Source organism: Streptomyces sp. NEAU-YJ-81 (genome assembly GCF_017592595.1).
GTDB lineage: Bacteria > Actinomycetota > Actinomycetes > Streptomycetales > Streptomycetaceae > Streptomyces > Streptomyces hygroscopicus_B.
On record NZ_JAGFNO010000021.1, the window covers coordinates 59,460 to 78,285 of the forward strand.

17 protein-coding genes and 1 pseudogene are annotated in these 18,826 nt (G+C 72.5%); 13 read left to right on the forward strand and 5 right to left on the reverse strand.

Annotated elements, in window-relative coordinates; genetic code table 11:
* The first annotated feature begins 262 nt into the window (after positions 1 to 262).
* From J5X86_RS33510 to tcuA, 6 genes are all read left to right on the forward strand, one after another.
* The gene (locus J5X86_RS33510) at positions 263 to 1,255 is read left to right on the forward strand and encodes an Ldh family oxidoreductase (protein ID WP_208520456.1); all 993 of its coding nucleotides are present in this window, start codon (positions 263 to 265) and stop codon (positions 1,253 to 1,255) included.
* On the forward strand, positions 1,248 to 1,748 hold the full coding sequence (locus J5X86_RS51125) for a PaaI family thioesterase (protein WP_208520457.1): 501 nt from the start codon (positions 1,248 to 1,250) through the stop codon (positions 1,746 to 1,748). The genes J5X86_RS33510 and J5X86_RS51125 overlap by 8 nt, the downstream gene beginning before the upstream one ends.
* Positions 1,726 to 2,784 carry an LLM class flavin-dependent oxidoreductase gene (locus tag J5X86_RS33520; protein WP_243982098.1) on the forward strand — a complete coding sequence of 353 codons (1,059 nt, stop codon included), beginning with the start codon at positions 1,726 to 1,728 and terminating at the stop codon, positions 2,782 to 2,784. The genes J5X86_RS51125 and J5X86_RS33520 overlap by 23 nt, the downstream gene beginning before the upstream one ends.
* Positions 2,781 to 4,451 (forward strand): AMP-binding protein, encoded by a 1,671-nt coding sequence (locus J5X86_RS33525; RefSeq protein WP_208520458.1) that lies wholly within the window; start codon positions 2,781 to 2,783, stop codon positions 4,449 to 4,451. Before J5X86_RS33520 ends, J5X86_RS33525 begins: the two co-directional genes overlap by 4 nt.
* 9 nt (positions 4,452 to 4,460) lie before the next feature.
* Positions 4,461 to 5,396, forward strand: a complete 936-nt coding sequence (locus tag J5X86_RS33530) for a pyruvate carboxyltransferase (protein WP_208520459.1) — start codon at positions 4,461 to 4,463, stop codon at positions 5,394 to 5,396.
* A 103-nt stretch (positions 5,397 to 5,499) separates the two neighbouring features.
* The gene (tcuA, locus tag J5X86_RS33535; protein WP_208520460.1) at positions 5,500 to 6,996 is read left to right on the forward strand and encodes an FAD-dependent tricarballylate dehydrogenase TcuA; all 1,497 of its coding nucleotides are present in this window, start codon (positions 5,500 to 5,502) and stop codon (positions 6,994 to 6,996) included.
* Positions 6,997 to 7,144: 148 nt separating this feature from the next.
* On the opposite strand, the gene J5X86_RS33540 is transcribed toward tcuA, so the two are convergent.
* Positions 7,145 to 7,699 carry a MarR family winged helix-turn-helix transcriptional regulator gene (locus J5X86_RS33540; protein WP_208520553.1) on the reverse strand — a complete coding sequence of 185 codons (555 nt, stop codon included), beginning with the start codon at positions 7,697 to 7,699 and terminating at the stop codon, positions 7,145 to 7,147.
* A 43-nt stretch (positions 7,700 to 7,742) separates the two neighbouring features.
* On the opposite strand from J5X86_RS33540, the gene J5X86_RS33545 reads away from it, so the two are divergent.
* Positions 7,743 to 8,252 carry a flavin reductase family protein gene (locus J5X86_RS33545; protein WP_208520461.1) on the forward strand — a complete coding sequence of 170 codons (510 nt, stop codon included), beginning with the start codon at positions 7,743 to 7,745 and terminating at the stop codon, positions 8,250 to 8,252.
* A gap of 110 nt (positions 8,253 to 8,362) precedes the next feature.
* Positions 8,363 to 9,133: a TIGR03084 family metal-binding protein gene (locus tag J5X86_RS33550; protein WP_208520554.1), complete on the forward strand. Its 771-nt coding sequence runs from the start codon at positions 8,363 to 8,365 to the stop codon at positions 9,131 to 9,133.
* Between the two features lie 42 nt (positions 9,134 to 9,175).
* Here J5X86_RS33550 and J5X86_RS33555 read toward each other — a convergent pair whose 3' ends face one another.
* Together J5X86_RS33555 and J5X86_RS33560 are read right to left on the reverse strand one after the other, a co-directional pair.
* Positions 9,176 to 10,288: a sensor histidine kinase KdpD gene (locus J5X86_RS33555; RefSeq protein WP_119991828.1), complete on the reverse strand. Its 1,113-nt coding sequence runs from the start codon at positions 10,286 to 10,288 to the stop codon at positions 9,176 to 9,178.
* A complete protein-coding gene (locus J5X86_RS33560; protein ID WP_208520462.1) occupies positions 10,281 to 11,135 on the reverse strand; it encodes a response regulator transcription factor in 855 nt (284 codons plus the stop codon). The genes J5X86_RS33555 and J5X86_RS33560 overlap by 8 nt, the downstream gene beginning before the upstream one ends.
* 116 nt (positions 11,136 to 11,251) lie before the next feature.
* Here J5X86_RS33560 and J5X86_RS33565 point away from each other — a divergent pair, with 116 nt between their 5' ends.
* From J5X86_RS33565 to J5X86_RS33580, 4 genes and pseudogenes are all read left to right on the forward strand, one after another.
* The gene (locus J5X86_RS33565; protein ID WP_208520463.1) at positions 11,252 to 11,974 is read left to right on the forward strand and encodes a glycosyltransferase family 2 protein; all 723 of its coding nucleotides are present in this window, start codon (positions 11,252 to 11,254) and stop codon (positions 11,972 to 11,974) included.
* Between the two features lie 104 nt (positions 11,975 to 12,078).
* Positions 12,079 to 12,750 carry a DUF2064 domain-containing protein gene (locus tag J5X86_RS33570; RefSeq protein WP_308124805.1) on the forward strand — a complete coding sequence of 224 codons (672 nt, stop codon included), beginning with the start codon at positions 12,079 to 12,081 and terminating at the stop codon, positions 12,748 to 12,750.
* Complete coding sequence (locus J5X86_RS33575) at positions 12,747 to 13,535, forward strand: methyltransferase domain-containing protein (RefSeq protein ID WP_208520464.1); 789 nt, start codon at positions 12,747 to 12,749, stop codon at positions 13,533 to 13,535. Before J5X86_RS33570 ends, J5X86_RS33575 begins: the two co-directional genes overlap by 4 nt.
* A gap of 495 nt (positions 13,536 to 14,030) precedes the next feature.
* Positions 14,031 to 15,011, forward strand: a pseudogene (locus J5X86_RS33580) (glycosyltransferase 87 family protein); the annotation flags it as partial.
* A 226-nt stretch (positions 15,012 to 15,237) separates the two neighbouring features.
* Here the strand turns inward: J5X86_RS33580 and J5X86_RS33585 are convergent.
* Both J5X86_RS33585 and J5X86_RS33590 read right to left on the reverse strand, forming a co-directional pair.
* Positions 15,238 to 15,804, reverse strand: a complete 567-nt coding sequence (locus J5X86_RS33585; RefSeq protein ID WP_243982099.1) for a hypothetical protein — start codon at positions 15,802 to 15,804, stop codon at positions 15,238 to 15,240.
* 71 nt (positions 15,805 to 15,875) lie between these two features.
* On the reverse strand, positions 15,876 to 17,168 hold the full coding sequence (locus tag J5X86_RS33590; RefSeq protein ID WP_208520465.1) for a molybdopterin-dependent oxidoreductase: 1,293 nt from the start codon (positions 17,166 to 17,168) through the stop codon (positions 15,876 to 15,878).
* Between the two features lie 153 nt (positions 17,169 to 17,321).
* Here J5X86_RS33590 and J5X86_RS33595 point away from each other — a divergent pair, with 153 nt between their 5' ends.
* Positions 17,322 to 18,719 carry a hypothetical protein gene (locus tag J5X86_RS33595; RefSeq protein WP_078644406.1) on the forward strand — a complete coding sequence of 466 codons (1,398 nt, stop codon included), beginning with the start codon at positions 17,322 to 17,324 and terminating at the stop codon, positions 18,717 to 18,719.
* Positions 18,720 to 18,826 lie beyond the last annotated feature (107 nt).

Consider the following 18,826-nt stretch of genomic DNA (forward strand, 5'->3'; position numbering starts at 1 on the left):
GCCGCGAGTGTCCCAGGCCCCGGAATGAAGGACGGAGGGTACGGACAGGACGAGCGCCACCGGGTTCGCTCGTCCGTCCGCTGCCCGGTCGGCGTCGTACCTCCCCTCGCAGGCCTCCTCGGCCTTCTCCTCGAACTCGATCGGGCCGAGCCGCCCGAACCAGCACCATCAGCATGCTTGCATTCATCTACGCACGCTTATACCGTCTCAGCATGCTTACGAAGTGGTGGATTCCAGGTTTCCTCACCGCGGAGGTCGGCTCATGACGACACTGCCCCTGCCCGACGCCCGCGCGCTCGTCACGGCCGCGATGACCGCGTGCGGGCATTCCGCCGGGGCCGCCGACACGATCGCCGACCATTTGCTCGACTGCGAACTGCGTGGGCTGTCCTTCGGCGGGCTCGCGCGGGCGCTGTCCGTAGCGGAGCGCATACGCACAACCGAGACGCCACCGCAGCCGATCCGGGTCGTCGCCGAGACGCCGGTGTCCGCCACCGTGGACGGCGGCGACCAGGTGGGCTACCTCGTCGGCATGCATGCGCTCAAGCTGGCCGTGGACAAGGCCCGCGCGCAGGGCATCGCGGTCGTCGGCGCCCGCAACACCTGGTACACCGGCATGTTCTCGTACTACCTGGAGAAGGCCGCGGAAGCCGGGCTCGCCGGGATGATCGCGGGCAGCGGGCCGGCGGTGGTGGCACCGCACGGTGGCACCGAATCCCGGTTCGGCACCAACCCGATCGCCTTCGGTTTCCCGGCCACGCCGACTCCCGTCATCTGGGACATCGGCACCTCAGCCGTGATGTACGGGGAGGTGACGCTGAAGGCGCGGCTCGGGGAGAAGCTGGCCCCCCGCCAGGCCTACGACGCCGCCGGGGTGCCGACGCTCGACGCGGCCGCCGCGCTCGAGGGCGCGTTCGGCGTGTGGGGCGGACACAAGGGCTCCGGGCTCGCTCTGGTCGTCCAACTGCTCGGCATGATGACCGGGGCGGCCGCCGACCCGCCGGGTGTTTCGGACTGCGGCTTCTTCCTCGTGCTGTTCGATCCCGGCGTGCTCACCGATCCGGACGACTACCGACAGCGGGTCGCGGCCTTCGCCGAATCGGTCCGCGCCACCCGTCCCGTCGAGGCCACCCGCCCGGTCCGGGTGCCGTTCGACCGCTCGGTGACCCGTCGGAACGACACGCTCCGGCGGGGCACCATCGACGTGCCCGAAGCGGTGGTCGAGGCCCTGCGCAAGGAGGCCGCAGGTGTCTGAGGACCCCGACGCCTCCGCGATCGAGCCCTCCCCGTCGGGCCGGCTGCTGTGCGGCGGCTGCGCTCCGCACGACGCCTGCCGCCTGGGCGTCGAGGTCGCCGACGCGCGGGACGGCGTGGTGCGGTTCGAGGTCGTCTGCCCACGGTCCTGGCACGGCGGCCCCGGCGTCGCCCACGGCGGCTGGACGGCCGCGGTGTTCGACGACGTGCTCAGCGTTGTCGCGCTGCGGGTCGAACCGCGGCTGGTCACCAAGTCGCTGGCGGTCTCCTACCTCCGCCCGGTCCCGGTCGAACGGCCCGTCCAGGTGCTGGCCCGGATCGACCGGCACGCCGGCAGGCAGTGGGAGGTCTCCGCCGTGATGACGCTCGCCGGCACCGCGCTGGCCACCGGCCGGGCCGAGCTGCGGACCCGCCACCCGGACCATTTCGCCCGGCACGAGGCCTGGCTCGCCCGTCAATCACTGTCCCCCAATGGATCCCACGCAGAAAGCTGAGAACGCCATGGTCGAATTCTTCACGGGGCTGCAGCCCCTCCAGGCCGGCGAAACCGACCCCGACCGAATGATCTCCAGGGTCCGGGAACTGGACCGCTCGCAGGCCATCGACCGGGTCCTCGTCGGGTACTCCTCCACCTGGCCGCACAACCACGCCACCGCACCGTTCGCGCTGGCGGCATCGGAGAGGTTCTCGCCGATCGTCGCGCACCGTCCCGGCGTGATGGCGCCGGTGGCCGCCGCGCGCTACTTCGCCACCCTCGACGTGCTGGCCCGCGGGAGGCTCGCCATCAATGTGGTCGTGGGCGGCTCCGAGAAGGATCTGCGACGCGAGTCGGACGACCTGCCCAAGGCCGATCGCTACCGGCGGGCGGTCGAGTACCTCGACATCGTCCGACGCGCCTGGACCGAAACCGCTCCCTTCGACCACCGCGGCGATTACTACACGGCCGAGGCGGTGAAGCTGCAGACCAAGCCGGTGCAGGGGCAGGTGCCGATCTTCATGGGCGGGGAGAGCGCCGACGCCGTGGACTTCGGCGCCCGCCACGCCGACCTGTACATGCTGTGGGGGGAACCGTTCGCGGGTACGAAGGAACGCATCGACCGGGTCACCGCGGCCGCCGAAGGCTACGGCCGTGCCATGCGGTTCTCGCTGAGTCTGCGCCTGTTCATCGGTGACACCGACGACGACGCCTGGGCCCGGGCCCGTGCCGTGGAGCGGCAGATCGCCGAGGCCGCCGGATCCACGACCTTCCTGCGCTCGTCGTCGACCGACACCTCCATCGGGCGGCAACGGGCTCTCGCGCTCACCGACCACGAGTTGCACGACGACTGCTTCTGGACCGGGCTGACCAAGCTCCTGGGCGGCTTCGCCAACTCCCAGGCGCTCGTCGGCACCGAGGAGCGCGTCCTGGACACCCTGGGCAGGTACCGCGAGCTCGGAGTCGACACGTTCCTCGTGACGACCGGCGCGGAAGCGGCCTGGGACCCGTCGCTGGAGGGCTTCCTGGCCCGGGCGAAGAAGGAGTTGGCATGACGTCGACCATCGCCCGGGGCAATGGCGCCCCGGGCCCGGAGGACTTCTCCGATCTCGCCGACGGCACAGTCGGCGGCCTCATCACCGCTCGCGCCGCGGAACATCCCGACAAGCCCGCGCTCGTCTTCGACGACACCGAACTGACCTACGGCACGCTCGACGCGGCAGTCACCGACGTGGCGCGCGGTCTCATGGCGGCAGGTGTCGCCCCGGGCAACTCGGTGGGGATCTTCCTCCCCAACCGGCCCGAATATCTGCTCGCCTGGCTGGGAGCGGCCCGCGCCGGCGCCGTCGAGGTCCCGATCAACATCGCCTACAAGGGCTCCTTCCTCGACCACGCGCTCCGCAGCACCGGCGTGCGGGTGCTGGTCACCGACGCGGTCCTGCTGGAGCTCGTCGCCGACCTGCCCGAGGTACCTCCGACCCTCGAGACGGTCGTACTGCTCGACGACGCCCCGCTCCCCCAGCTACCGCTGGGAGGTGCCCCCTGCCGGACCCCACCCGGGGTGACGGTACAGACCTGGAAGGATCTGCTCGCGGCCGGCGACCCGGCGGTGGAGCTCCCCCGCGTCGCGCCGCAGGACCCGGCCGCGATCATGCTCACGTCCGGAACCACCGGGCGGAGCAAGGGGGTTGTGTACCCGCATCTGATGCCGCTGGTCGCCGCGCGCGAATGCGCGGCGCAGATGGCCACGACCGCCGATGAGCGGCTCTACACCTGTCTGCCGCTGTTCCACGGCGCCGCGCAGATCAACATATCCCTGCACGCCTTCTACGCGGGGGCGACCGTGGTCCTCGGGCGCCGGTTCAGCGCCAGCAGGTTCTGGGACGAGCTGCGCACCCACCGGGTCACCCAGTTCAACGCCCTCGGCTCCGTCCTGCCGATGCTCCTGGCGCAGCCTCCGTCCGACCGCGATCGTGAGCACCGGGCAAGGAAGGTGTTCGCCGCACCCGCCCCGCCCCAAGTGCTCCGTCCGTTCGAGGAGCGGTTCGGCGTACACGTCGTCGAGGGGTACGGGCTCACCGAGATCAAGAACGTTCTCTACAACCCGCTCGGCGCCCGGAAGGTCGGCTCGCTGGGCCTGCCCACCGCATCGTCCGTGCTCGAGATCCACGACGAGTCCGGGCATCGCGCCGCGCCCGGTCAGGCCGGGGAGATCGTGTACCGGCCCCGCCTTCCGAACATCATGTTCTCCGGCTACCACGGCGATCCCGAAGCGACGCTCGCGACCATGAAGGGTCTCTGGTGGCACACCGGCGACCTGGGCTACACCGACGAAGACGGCTACTTCTACTTCATCGACCGCAAGAAGGACGCATTGCGCCGCCGCGGCGAGAACATCTCCTCCCACGAGGTCGAATCGGTCCTGCTCGCCCATCCCGGCGTCGTGGCCGCTGCCGCCGTCGGCACGCCGTCGGAGCTGGGCGAGGACGAGGTCCTCGCCATCGTGCAGCTCGAACCCGGCCACGAGCTGGATTTCACCGCACTGTTCGCCCACTGCGACCGGTCGATGCCGCACTTCATGGTCCCCCGCTACTACCGCATCGTGGACCGGCTTCCCGTCACCCCGAACGGCAAGGTCCGCAAACACGAGCTGCGGGACCAGGGCCGCACCGAAGCCTGGGACGCGCTCGCCGCCGGGCTCACACCCACCCGCCACGCCTGAGGAACCGCCATGTCCCTCCCCGACGGAGTGCGCATCCGCGAGATCGCGCCCCGGTTGACCTTCCAGGACCATGCGGTCCCGACCGACGTCAAGATCGAACTCGTACAACGCCTGATCGACGCCGGCGTCCGCGCGTTCGAGCTGTCCTCCTTCGTCCGGCCCGACCTCGTACCGGGCCTCGCCGACGCCGCGGAGGTGTTCGCCCGCGTGCCGCGGGTGCCCGGGCTCAGCCTCGGCTGCTGTGTCGGCAATACGCGCGGGCTCGCCCGCGCGGTCGACGCGGGCGCCGACACGGCGTACTTCCTGCTCTCCGCCGACGAAGAGTTCGCCCGTGCCAACATCGGGCGGTCCACAGCGGACTCGTTGCGCGAACTGGAACGCATGGCCGCGTACGCCGCGGACCGGAACATCATGCTCGGGTCCTACCTCATCTTCGCCTGGGGCGGGCCAACCGGCCCCGCGCGCACCGGCGAAGATCTCCAGCCGCTGGCCCGGCGGCTCCTCGACATCGGGGTGGACCACTGGATCCTCGCGGATTCCTCCGGCTACGCGGCACCGCCCCAGATCCGCGAACTCCTCACCGCAGCGCTCACGCACGTACCGCCCGGAAATCTGACCGTGCAGATCCACGACGACCGCGGCATGGGCCTCGCCGCCCTGCTCCCCATCCTCGAACTCGGGATCCGCGGCATCGACACCTCCCTCGCCGGCAGCGGCGGCCACCCGGCGATATCCGGTACCCAGGGCGGGGGTCTGTGCACCGAGGACGCCGTGCAACTGCTCGAACGCTGCGGTGTGGACACCGGTATCGACCTGCCCCGCCTCATCGCGACGGCGAACTGGCTCACCAGCGAGATCGGCGTGCCCGGCAAGGGGTTCGTCCGGCACACCGGTCCCGTACCGAGCACTGGCCGGCCTGGCACACCGCTCGCCTTCACCTGGTGACGGCGGCCGTGAACTCGTGCCCTGCGCACCACAGCCACCCCGGCCGGCGCATACCGGTTCAACTCCATGGGCCGAGAAGGCCCCGTCGGGTCAAGGAGGACCAGTGACGAAAACCCATACGCCCACGATCGTCGTCGCCGGCGCCGGTCTGACCGGGCTCTCCGCGGCGATTTCCGCCCGCGAGGCCGGCGCCCGCGTCGTACTGCTGGAAAAGGGCAGCCGCAAGGACGTCGGCGGGAACGCCGCCTTTTCCGGCGGGTTGTTCCTGTTCTGCTACGACGGGCCGGACGATCTGACGTCGATCACGCAGGACTTCGAGCCGGGCATGAAAGCCGACCGGATCGAGGCGCCGCCGTACACCCGCCAGGCCTACGCGGCCGAGCTGTCGGCGATGAGCGGCGGCCGAGCCGAGCCACATCTGATCGACGCGCTCGCCGAACGATCGTTGGACACCGTCCGCTGGCTGGCCGCGAAAGGCGTCCGCTTCACGTTCAACCGCACTCTGGGGGCCGAGATCCGCGGCGGCGTCCTGCACATCCCACCCGGCCAGATCCTCACGTGCGTCGGCGAGGGAATGTCACGCGGGTTCGAGGTGATCCGGCCCCTGCTCGCGCACGCCGAGCGGATCGGCGTCGAGATCCGCTGGTTCACACCGCTGGCAGAGGTGCTGCACAGCGACGGCCGGGTCACGGGCGTCACGGTCGGCGACGGCGGCCAGACCGTACCCGCCGACGCCGTAGTGGTCGCCACCGGCGGCTTCCAGGCCAACCGCGAACTTCGCCGCGAGCATCTGGGACCGGAGTGGGAAACGGTGCGCCTGCGCGGCACCCGTCTGGCCACGGGCGACGGGATCCAGGCCGCACTTCGCGCCGGGGCGGACAAGGCCGGCACCTGGTCGAGCTGCCATTCGGCCGCGGTCGACCCGGCCATGCCCTCACCGGGAAGCAGTGCGGCCTCGCCGCCGTTCCCGCTGCACGGCTTCTGGCTCGGCGTACTCGTCAACCGCGACGGCGAGCGGTTCGTCGACGAGGGCCCCGGCCCATGGGTCAAGAACTACTCGAAGATGGGCAAGGCGATCATGCCGCAGCCCGGGTGCGAGGCGTTCGAGATCTTCGACCAGCGCACCGCGGCCCGGGTGGCCGATGAATTCGCCGGCGCGGCAGTGCCCATCGTCGCGGACACGGTGCCTGAGCTCGCCGAGCGGATCGGGGTGCCCGCCGACCGGCTGGCACACACGCTTCAGACGTTCAACAACGCCTGCCCGCCCGGTGACGGCATCAGTGAGGATCGCGGCACGGCCGGCCTCACCCCGCCCAAGTCCCGCTGGGCCGCACCGCTCGACCGGCCACCGTACGTCGCCTACCACGCCGTGGCGGGGCTCACCTTCACCTTCGGCGGCATCCGGATCGACCCGGACGGACGGGCGCTCGGGGCAGACGGGGCCCCGGTGCCCGGTCTGTACGCGGCCGGCGAGGCCATCGGCGGTCTGTTCTACGGCGACTATCCTGGTGGCGCCGCCCTCATGCGTGCCGCGGTGTTCGGCCGCGCGGCCGGACACACCGCCGCGGCCGAAGCCGAGTCGGCTCCGCACCCGGCCTGAACAGCACGAAGTCGGCCGGACAACACTGACGGACCGCGGTCGGGTTCGTCGATCCGGCCCACGATCGCCCGGCTGCCCTGCCCATGAATCGAGGCGGCAGCCGGGCGACATCGCGTGGTGGCATCGACGGTGGCGGTCATCCGCGCGGTCATTCCTCGGGGCGGCCCATGTCCCGGAGTTCGTTCTCCACCACCACCGCGGCCTGCCGCAGGCGGTCATCAGCGGCGACGACGTCATCCCGCCCGAGCGTGGCGTTCAACGTGTCACTGATCTTGAGGACCTCGTTGCTCATCTCGGCCAAGGCGGCCAGACCCTCCTCGGTGACCCGGAGCGAGAGCGCCCGTTCGCTCTCCGGATGCGCGTCGCGGGCCACGAAACCGCGATTCTCCAGTTGCGTGACGAGCCGCGTCATGGTCTGCGGCCGCACGTAGCAGCGGCGTGACAGCTGAGCGAGGCTGAGATGGGGCTGATTGGCCAGGATGCGCAGCGCGGTGTAGCTGGACAGCGTCATCTTCCACGGACGCAGTCGCGTGTTCCCGATCCTGGTGACCGCCCGCTCGAACCGGAAGACGGCATCGATCATCGACGACGCTTCGTCCATGCCGGCGGTGGCCCCGGTCGGCGAACGACCGTCGTCGAACGGGTTGATGTAGGGGAGATCGCTTGTCACCCGCGCAGCATACGGCCTGCGGGACCAGATCATCAGCAAGCTTGCAATCGAGTAAGCATGCTTCTACTCTATAAGCATGCTTACATCAACGGATCCTCGGCACCCGGCCCCCGACAGTGCGCGTTTTCGGTCCGTCCTCGGGCACTTCCCCAGCGGCATCACCGCCATCACTTCGCGCGATGCGCAGGGCGGACCGGTGGGCATGACCGTCGCGTCGTTCACCTCGGTCTCACTCGACCCTCCGCTCGTGGCGTTCCTGCCCGGCAAGACGTCATCGACGTTCCCGGTCATCGCCGAGCGCGGCACCTTCTGCGTGAACGTCCTCGCCACCGGCCAGGAGCGGATCTGCAGTGCGCTGTCGGTGTCGGGAGGCGATAAATTCGCCGAGGTGGCCTGGCGGTCCGGTCCGAACGGAGACCCGGTCATCGACGGCGTGGTCGCCTGGATCGGCTGCACGGTCGAAGCCGTGCACGATGCCGGTGACCACTACATCGTCATCGGGCGTGTCAACGACCTCGATGCCGACAGCACGGCGTCACCCCTGCTGTTCTTCCGGAGCGGCTACAACCAACTCGTCTCCGCCTGATCAGTCACGGCACCCCGTAAAACCCCACGGGACGGCCTCAAGACCGCGGATTCCTCGGAAGCGTTGACAGGAGGAGGGCCATCAACAAGAACGACGGAGTTCCCCGCGAACTGCTCGACGATCTCACGGCGGAGTTCGAAGCGCTGCGGGCACTCATCACATCGGGGACGGACCTGCGGCGGCCGACTCCGGCGGCCGGCTGGGACATCAGAGCCGGCGTGTCGCATCTGATCGGCTGCGACCTTGTGGCGGAGGAAGCGATGGCCACTCCCGGTGAATTCCGGCGTGCCCGTCCCGCCACGGACGAGGGCCTGACCGCGCTCCTCGAAAGCCACATCACGACCCGCCGGGACTTCTCGGCGGAGCGGCTACGACAGGAATGGGACGACGCCTTCGCGGCACTGCTGAAGGCGTTTCAGTCCACGCGCCGGGACCAGAAGGTTCCCTGGTTCGGACCGCCGATGAGCCCGGCGACGCTGGCCACGGCTCGCCTGATGGAATACTGGGCACACGGCCAGGACATCGCCGAAGCCCTGAAGATCGACCGCCGGCCCACGGACCGGATCCGGCACGTTTGCCACCTCGGATCCGCCACCTTCGGATTCAGCTTCACCAACCGCGGCCTGCCCGTGCCGTCGTCACCACCGCGCGTCGAACTACGCCTGCCCAGCGGCCGCCTGTGGGCCCGCGGCCCGGAGGACGCCCATGCCTCCATCACGGGCGACGCGCTCGACTTCGCCCTGGTGGTCACCCAACGCAGGCATCACCTCGACACGTCTCTGACCTGCCGAGGTGAGGTTGCCGAGCAGTGGCTCGCCATCGCCCAATGCTTCGCGGGCCCGCCCGGCCCGGGGCGGCCGCCAGGCGAAGTACCGCAGTAGCGTGGGTGGTTGTCGCGCAAGCGTCATTTCCGGCACATCACACTAGGTGACGGCGGCGGGGAGGCGGACCTCGAAGCGGCAGCCGCCGTCGACGTTGCGGACCGCCGCCTGGCCGTCGTGCGCCTCGACGATGCCGCGGACGATGGCGAGGCCCAGACCGGCGCCCGCCGGGGGTGTGCGGGCGTTGCTGCCGCGCCAGCCGGTGTCGAAGACGCGCGGAAGGTCCTCCTCCGGGATCCCGCCGCAGCCGTCGGTGACCGACAGCACGACCGTATCCGCCTCCCGCTCCGCGGTCACCGCGACCGTGCCGTCCGCCGGGGTGCGGCGGACGGCGTTGACGAGCAGGTTTCCGAGCACACGGGTCATCTCCTTGCCGTCGACCTCCACCGGGACGGGGTCCACACGGTCGCCGATCAACTGGACGCCCAGCTCGCGGGCGAGCGGATCGACCCCGGCGAGGGCGTCGCCGATCAGGTCGTAGACGGATATCCGGGTGGGGCTGAGGGAGAGCGCCCCGGCGTGGATGCGGGAGAGCTCGAAGAGGTCGCCGACCATCGTGTTCAGCCGCTCCACCTCGGTGCGGATCCGGCGGAGGTAGCGGTCCGGGTCCGGGGCCACCCCGTCCTCCAGCGCCTCGGACATCGCGCGCAGCCCCGCCAGCGGGGTGCGCAGATCGTGGGATATCCAGGCGACCAGCTCCCGGCGGGAGGACTCCAGGGCGCGCTCACGCTCGCGGGAGGCGGCCAGCTTGGCGCTGGTGGCGGCCAGTTCACGGCCGAGCGCGGCGAGTTCGGCGGTGGCCTGGCCGTCGGGGGCGGCGAAGCTCCCGCCGTCCCCGAAGGAGCGGGCGGCGAGGGCCAGCGCGTTGCTGCGCGCCACCACCCAGCGGCCCAGCAGCAGCGCGGTGGCCAGGGACACCACGGCGGCCATGGCGCAGACGGTGGTGACCACCGTCAGGTCGTGCGGGGACAGGAACATCGCCCAGGCGACGGCCAGCGTCCCGGTGAGCATCGCCGTGACCGCGACGGCGGCGACAACGGCGAGGGACACCGCGACCGAACGGCCGCGCACCAGCCGCAGCGCCAGCGCGCCCAGCAGACCGGCCGCCGCCGCGCCGAGGAAGGCGAACGCCGCCATGAGGACCACATCACGCATCGGAACCCGCCCCCCGCCCGTCGCCGTCCCGTCGCCCCTCGTACCGTCGTGCCTCGTCCCGTCGCGCCTCGTACCGTCGCGCCTCGTCCCGTGGGCCGTCGTCCCCTGGCCCCTCGTCGTCGGCCTCGGGCGGGGCATCGAAGCGGTAGCCGATGCCCCAGACGGTCTGGATGAGCCGGGGCGCGGCGGGATCGTCCTCGACCTTTCCGCGCAGCCGCCGCACATGGACGGTGACGGTGGACAGATCCCCGAAGTCCCAGCCCCACACCTCGCGCATCAGCTCCTCGCGGGTGAGGGCCACCCCCGGGTGGCGCAGCAGAAAGGACAGCAGGTCGAACTCGCGCACCGTCAGTGCGAGTTCCCGGCCGTCCCGGGTGGCGCGCCGGGCCAGGGGATCGAGGGTGATCCCGGCGCGGTGCGCCACACCGCCCGGGGCGGGAGCGGACGAGCCGGGGACCTGCGGACCGGTCCGGCCGCGGCGCAGCACCGACTCGACGCGCAGCACCAGCTCCCGTGGGCTGAACGGCTTGGTGACGTAGTCGTCCGCGCCGATCTCCAGACCGAGGATCCGGTCCTCCTCGTCGCCGCGCGCGGTGAGCATGATGACCGGCACCGGGCCCTTGTCCCGGAGCGCGCGGCACACCTCCAGCCCGTCCATACCGGGCAGCATCAGATCGAGGACGACCAGGTCGGGCCAGCGGGCGGCGGCGCGGGCGAGCGCCCCGGGGCCGTCGGCGGCCTGGTCCACGGCGAATCCGGCCCGGCCGAGGTACCCGGCGACGACCTCGGCCACGGTCGGATCGTCGTCCACGACGAGCACGCGGGCGGGAGACGGGGTCTGCTGCATGCCCCACAGCGTGACACCAGGTCCGGCGCCAAGGGGCGGCAGGGAGCCCGCGGACCGGGCGACGTCCGTGTTTCGTAAGAACCTGAAGCCCGAAATGTCGCTTTCTTCTTCGTAGTGTGGTGCGGGTGACAAACTCGACCATCCCCTGTGCGGACGTCGTCCTGCCCTGTCTGGACGAAGCCGCCGCCCTGCCCTGGGTGCTGGCCCGCATCCCGGCCGGCTGGCGCGCCATCGTCGTCGACAACGGCTCCACGGACGGCTCGGCCACGATCGCCCGCGCCCACGGCGCCACCGTCGTGCACGAACCGCGCCGTGGCTTCGGCGCCGCCTGCCACGCCGGGCTCCTCGCCGCCGAGGCCGACATCGTCTGCTTCTGCGACTGTGACGCCTCGCTCGACCCCGGCCTGCTGACCGCCTTCGTGCGGACCGTCGCGGAAGGCGGCGCCGACCTCGTGCTGGGCCGGCGACGTCCCCAGGAGCGGGGGGTCTGGCCGATGCACGCCCGGCTCGGCAACATCGCGCTGACCCGCATGCTGCGGCGGCGCACCGGCCTCACGCTGGGCGACCTCGGCCCACTGCGGGCCGCGCGGCGCGAACCGCTGCTCGCCCTCGGCCTCACCGACCGCCGCAGCGGCTACCCGCTGCAGATGGTCGTGCGGGCCGCGGACGCGGGATGGCGGGTCGAGGAGCGGGAGGTGCCGTACCGGCCGCGCACCGGGAAGTCGAAGGTCACCGGCACCTGGCGGGGGACCTGGCACGCGGTGCGCGATATGCGCGCCGTGCTGCGCCAACCGCCGGTGGCCCACGACCTGGCCGCCTCCACGAGGACCGCACGGTGAGCGCCGCGCCACGCGAGGGTGCGAACGCGGGAGAGGCCCCCTCGGCTCCCGCCCGCCCCGGCTCCGCACCCGATGCCGCCGACGGGCCGGTCCCCGGTGCGGATATCCGTGCGGACACCGGCTCCCGGTCCGCCCACGAGGACGGGACGACGCTGCTCATCATCGCCAAGGAACCGGTGCCCGGGCAGGTGAAGACCAGGCTCACTCCCCCGTACACCCCCGCCGAGGCCGCCTCGCTCGCCGAGGCGTGCCTCGCCGACACGCTGCACGCCGCGCTCGCCATGCCCGCCCGCCGCAGGGTGCTGGTGCTCGACGGGCGCCCCGGGCCGTGGCTGCCGCCGGGATTCGAGGTGGTGCCGCAGTGCGACGGCGGTCTGGACGAACGGCTCGCCGCGGCCTTCGCCGCCTGCCGGGGCGCCGCCCTGCTGATCGGCATGGACACTCCGCAGGTCACCCCCGCTCTGCTCGCCCCCGCGCTGGGCCCGAACGGCTGGCACGACTGCGACGCCTGGTTCGGCCCGGCCGCCGACGGTGGCTTCTGGGCCCTGGGCCTCGCGCAACCGGACCCCGGGCTGCTGCGGGGCGTGCCGATGTCCACCGCCACCACCGGTGCCGCGCAGCGGCGCCGGCTGACGGACGCGGGGCTGCGGGTGCGCGACCTGCCGATGCTGCGCGACGTGGATACGGCGGAGGACGCAGCACGCGTGGCGGCCGATGTCCCGGGCGGCCAGTTCGCCCGGACCCTCGCCCGGCTGTCCCGGACCACCGCCCGATGAGCGCGGCGGAGACGGTGCGAGACGGATCCGTACGCGACGGATTGGTGAAAGACCGATCCGCACACGACGGATCGGTACGAGACGCACCGGTACGCGAGCGGACTCCCGCTCGCCGTGCGACGGCCGCCTGGCACGCCGACCCCTATGTCCGGGCGCTGCACGCGGGCCGAGGACCGCTGTTCCTGCGCCGAGCCGACGGCTGGATGCTGCCCTTGGACGTCGAACGCTGGTGTGCGGACGCCGACGCGGCCGACCGGACCGTGCTCCGGCGCTGCCAGGGCCCGGCCCTCGACATCGGCTGCGGACCCGGTCGGCTGGTGGCCGCGCTGGCCCTGCGCGGGCGCCCCTGTCTGGGCATCGACGTCAGCCAGGCCGCGGTCGCCCGAACGGTCCGTGCGGGCGGGCCCGCGCTGTGCCGCTCGGTCTTCGAACCGCTGCCCGGCGAGGGACGCTGGGGCACGGCGCTGCTGATCGACGGCAACATCGGCATCGGCGGCGATCCGCAGGCACTCCTCGCGCGCGTCGCCCAACTCATAGCCCCCGACGGGCTGCTGCTCGTGGAGGCCGCGACGGCCGATGTGGACGAGCGGGTGCGGGTGCGCGTGGACGACGGCCGGGGCGACGTGGGAACGGCCTTCCCCTGGGCCCGGGTCGGCGTCCCGGCGCTGCTGCACCACGCGCGCGCGGTGGGCTGGAACCCGGTCGAGCAGTGGACCGCGCGGGACCGGAGCTTTGTGTCGCTGCGCCGCACACCGCCCCTGCCCCGGTCCGCCACGGAGCGCTGAGCCGTGCCCGCAGCGCTACGCGGCCTGCTGCGGCCCGGCCGACTCGCCCGATGGACCGGCCGGGTACCTGATCAGCACTCCGGCCCGGGCCCTCGCCCACCGGCCCGCGACCGCCTCGCACCACTGCCTGACAGCACGGACGAGCCGCGCCCGACAGAGCGTCCCACCCGGGCCGCGCGGGCGCGGCCCGCCCACCCGTGGATCACCCCGCTCGCGCCGGCCACGCTGCTCGGCTCGCTGGTCGCCGTCCTCGCCCTGACCTTCCGCAGGGACGACTTCCACACCGCGCCCGGCACGCTCTCCCGCTGGTACGCCCTCGCCTGGGTGCTGTTCGCCGCGGCGGCATGGACGGTCCACCGCCTGGGCGCCCGCCACGCCGCCGTCTTCGTGCTCGTGGGGAGCGCCGCGGTCGCCGCCACGGGCCTGCTCGCGCCGCCGCGCACCAGCACCGACGCCTACCGCTACGCCTGGGACGGACGTGTGCAGGCCGCGGGCATGTCCCCCTATGACCACGCGCCCGAGGACCCCGCGCTCGCTTCGCTCCGCGACCGCTGGCTCTTCCCGAAGGGCCCCGCCTGCCATGGCCCCGACCGCGCCCCCGTCCGCCCCGCACCCGGCGCCCACCCGAGCGCCAATCCAGCGCCCGACCACCCCCTCGGCACCCCCGACCACCCGCGCGGCACCTCCGGCCCCGCCGAGCCGCAGTGCACCCGCCTCAATCGCCCCGCGGTCCATACGATCTATCCTCCCGTCGCAGAGGGCTATTTCCTGCTTGTACACCGCTCGGCGCCGTCAGGTTCCACCCTCCTCCCCCTGCAGACCGGCGGCGCGCTGCTGTCCGTCGCCACCACCGCCGTGCTGCTCGCCGCGGCACGCCGCCGCCCCGATCCCCGCCTCGCGACCGCCCGCGCGGCGCTGTGGGCCTGGTGCCCGGCCGTGCCGGTGGAGGCGGTGAACAACGCCCATGTCGACGCGCTGGGCGTGCTGTTGACCGTCGCGGGCCTGGTCGCCGTCCCCCGCCGCCGCGCCCTGGGCGGCGTGCTGCTCGGCGCGGCGGTCGCGGCCAAGCTGCTGCCCGCCGTAGCCCTGCCGGGTGCGCTCTCCGGCGTCCTCGCCATGAACCCCAAGACCCCCAAGACCCCTGAAAACGCCGGGAGCCCCGCCCCGCCGACCGCCCGGATCCGCCGCGCGGCTGCCGTGGCGGTGCGCCCTGCCGCGGCGATCGTGCTGCCCGCCGCGGCCGTGGTCACGCTCGGCTATCTCCCGTACGTCCTGCTCTCGCGTTCCTCCGTGCTCGGCTATCTCACCGGCTATGTGGCCGAGGAGGGGTACGAGACGGGCTCCACCGCCGTGGACGACAAGAACCGCTACGCGCTGCTGCGTCTGCTCCACCCCGCCCCGGAGAGCTGGGCCCTGCCGGTGGTCGCCGCCGTCCTGCTCGTGGTCGTCGCCCGGGTGCTGCTGCGCGGCGATCCCGGGCGGCCCTGGCGCGGCGCGCTGGTGGTGACCGGGACCGCGTTCCTGCTGATGACGCCCGGCTATCCCTGGTACGCACTGCTGGTGGTGGCGCTGGTGGCCCTCGACGGGCGCTGGGAGTGGCTCGGCCTGCCGCTCGCGGGAGTTGCCCAGTATGTGACGGCCCGTGCGGTCGACGACGGCGCGTGGGTCGGGACGCTGGGGTACGCGGTCGCCGGTGCGGCGGTCATGGCCGGCTGGGCCGTGCGGGCCCTGCGGGCGGCTTCCGCTCCCCCGCCGCCGGGGTCCCACGCCGAGGCCCCGGGCGGCGGCGCCACATCCGGATCGCCACCCGGATCGCCAGCCATACGGCCGAGGCGCCGAAGAGTCCCGCGGTGATCAGCAGCCAGCGCGGCCAGAAGACGTCGGCGCTCAGCCCGGTCGCGTTCTCGTAGCGGCGCTCCTGCCGGCCGAGGATCAGCGGGAACCACACCAGCAGAAGCAGCCCGGAGAGGAAGACGGGCACCCGCACATGGTTGATCCACCGGGCCGTGGCCGGGAGCACGGCCCCCACGGCCCGGTCGGCGATCGCGTACAGCGGGAGCAGCACCAGGTCGTGGAGCAGCGCGCCGCCGACGATCCACAGCACGATCCCGAACCAGTCGCCGCTCAGCAGCCTGACCCCGGCGTAGGCGGTCAGCGCGAAGGAGCACAGCAGCAGCACGAGCTGCAGCGGCGACTCCTTCTCCAGCCGCCGCAGTCCGAGGCGGTGCAGGACGGCCCGCGGCCCGAAGCGGCGCAGTGCGGCCTTCATACGGTCTCCTCGGAGCCCCTTCATACGGTCTCCCCCAAGCCCCTTCCTCATGCGGCCTCCCCCAAGCCCCTTCACGCGGTCTCCTCGAAGTTCCCGAAGGTCAGCCGGCCGACCCACTTGGTGTTGTGCACACCCGGGGCCCCGGGCACGATCACCCGCGCCGGATAGCCGTGGTCGGGCGACAGATCCGCGCCGTTGACCCTCAGGGCCAGCAGCGAGCGGGAGTCGCGGACCTGGACGTCGCTCAGCACGACGCGGCGGAAGGAGCCGTGCCGCTGCACCGACTCCACCAGGACCCTCGGCGGCCGGTCGGCATGCCCCACCAGCGCTGCGAGGTCGGCCAGCCGCACCCCGTCCCACCGCTGGTCGGACGTGGACCACCCCTCCACACAGGCGATGGGCAGCGCCGCGCCGTGTCGCGGCAGCCGCAGCAGTTGCTCCCGGGTGAGGACGGTCTCGCGGCCCGTCGCGCCCCGCACCACCAGCCGCCAGTCGGGCCCGATGTCGCGGGCGCGGAGGCCGACGGCCATGGCGGTCTTGTTGATCTGGAAGCCGTTGGGCCCCGACCCCGGGTTGCGGCCGCGCGGCGCGAGCACGGCGGTCTCGCGCAGCGGGCCGCCGATGCTCTGACCGGCCGTCACCACCAGCAGCGCGAACGAGCCGGTGCCGACCATGGCGAGCGCGCCCCGCCGTGACATGGTGGGCGCGGCCGGTTGCGGGCTGACCAGGCCGGTCTCGTCCGGCGGCTCCGGCTTGGTGTCCGGGGCGCGGGTGCGCAGCTCGGCCCGCAGATCGCGACTGCGCAGCGCCCGCACCATGGCCGGGAACCGCAGCGCCACATGGACCACGAGGGCGGCCATGAAGATCCACGCGCCGTAGAAGTGCAGCGGGTAGAAGGACCCGGGGAAGATGTAGTCGAGCTGGACGTTGAGCACCCCGGTCGCGAACTCGAACAGCCCGCCGCCGACCAGCGCCAGCAGCGAGAGCCGCTCCAGCCCGTGCCCCACCGACCGCACCGGCGGCCAGGTGAACAGCTTGGGGATGACCGACCACAGCTTGGCCAGCAGCACGGGGACGAGCACGATCCCGAGGGTGACGTGCACGCCCTGGTTGACGCGGTAGAGCCAGGAGGGGTTGGTCGGCCAGGTGAAGAGATAGAAGCCGAGCAGCCCCTTGTCCGGGGTCTGGTCGTTGACCGGGGACAGATCGGGGTTGTAGGCGGCGTACGACAGCAGTCCGGTCACGAACAGCACGGGCAGGCCGAAGAGCAGGATCAGGCCGAGGACAGACGTCAGCCAGGGGCCGCGCAGCGGGCTTCGCCACAGCGCGCGGCGGTCACGGTGGGTACGGGGAGGGTGGCTCATGGCATGACCGTAGGGCGGCCGCGCCGCGATCCGGAGCCTTGAGCCCATGACGAAACGGTGACGTCAGCCGCCCCGGCCGCAAGGATCTGACGGTCCGGTGACAGCGCGCGGCGCGGCGGCCCGGGCGCGGGCTTCACGACGTAGCGTGACGTCGTGAAACTCCCTCTCCACAGCGGCATCGACACCCGGGCCATCGAGAACGAGAAGCGGACCGGCCGCCGCCGGGATGTGCTCGCCGCCGCTGCCGCCGCCGTGCTCTTCGCCGTCGCCGCCGTCGTCGGCACCCTGATCCAGCGGGCCCATCACTCGCTGTACGTCGACTGGGCGCCGCTGTACGCCGACTGGCTGCCCCATGTGGGCCCCGGCACGCCCGCCGCCCTGGCCGTCGCCGCAGCGGTCGTCGTCCACGGCCCCCGGCTCGCGGTGCGGCTGCCGTGGCGCGGGCTGCTGGGGACCGTCTGGGCGGCGTCCATGGCCTGGATCTGGTCACTGGCGCTGGTCGACGGATGGCAGCGGGGGGTGGCGGAGCGGCTGACCGCGCGCCACGAATATCTGCGCGGTGTCGACCGGTTCCACGACATCGGCGCGGCCCTGCGCGGCTTCACCGGCCACATCCTGCTCACCCAGCCCGACCACTGGCCCGCCCATATCGCGGGCCATCCGCCGGGCGCCGTGCTCACCTTCGTGGGCCTGGACCGGCTGGGCCTGGGCGGCGGCGGGTGGGCGGGGGCCTTCTGCATCACGGTGGGCGGCTCGGCGGCGGTCGCGATCCTGGTCACGCTGCGCGCCCTGGGGCAGGAGCGGGCCGCGCGCGCTGCCGCCCCGTTCCTCGTCCTGGCGCCCGGGGCGGTCTGGGTGGGCGCCTCGGCCGACGGCTATTTCGCGGCCGTCGCGGCCTGGGGGCTCGCGCTGCTGGCGCTCGCGGCGACGCGTACGGTCCGGGCGCCCGGGGCCGTCGCGTTCGGCTCCGGGCTGCTGCTGGGGCTGACGGCCTATCTCTCCTACGGGCTGACGCTGCTCGCGCTGCCCGCCGCCGCCGTGCTCCTGCTCGCCCGCACCGCCCGGCCGCTGCCCTTCGCGCTGATCGGGGCGGCGGTGGTGGCCGGTGCGTTCACGTTGACCGGCTTCCAGTGGTGGGAGGGGTACTCGCTGCTGGTCGAGCGCTACTACCAGGGCGTGGCCTCGGACCGCCCGTACGCGTACTGGGTCTGGGCCAACCTCGCGGTCGCGACCGTGGTCGCCGGTCCGGCCTGTGTCGCGGGCGCGCGGCGCATGCTGTCGGCGGTGCCCGACACCGTAAGGCGGTTGCGCCCGGGCGGTCCGGGCGCCCCGGACGGGCTCGTGGTGCTGACCTTCGCCGTGCTGTTCGCGCTCGTCGTGGCCGATCTGTCCGGGATGAGCAAGGCCGAGACGGAGCGGATCTGGCTTCCCTTCCTGGTCTGGCTGCTGCCCACCGCCGCGCTCCTACCCGCTGTTGATCGTCGCCGCTGGCTTGTGGCCCAGGCGTGTCTCGGACTGCTCGTCAACCACCTGCTTTTGACCGGTTGGTGAGGAGACCGATGTGAAGGGCACGTGATACTTCTGTGATACTGAGGGGGACGTACATCTGTACTGTTGCCAGGGGGCGGGACCCGTGAAGGCGCTGAAGATCGTGAAAG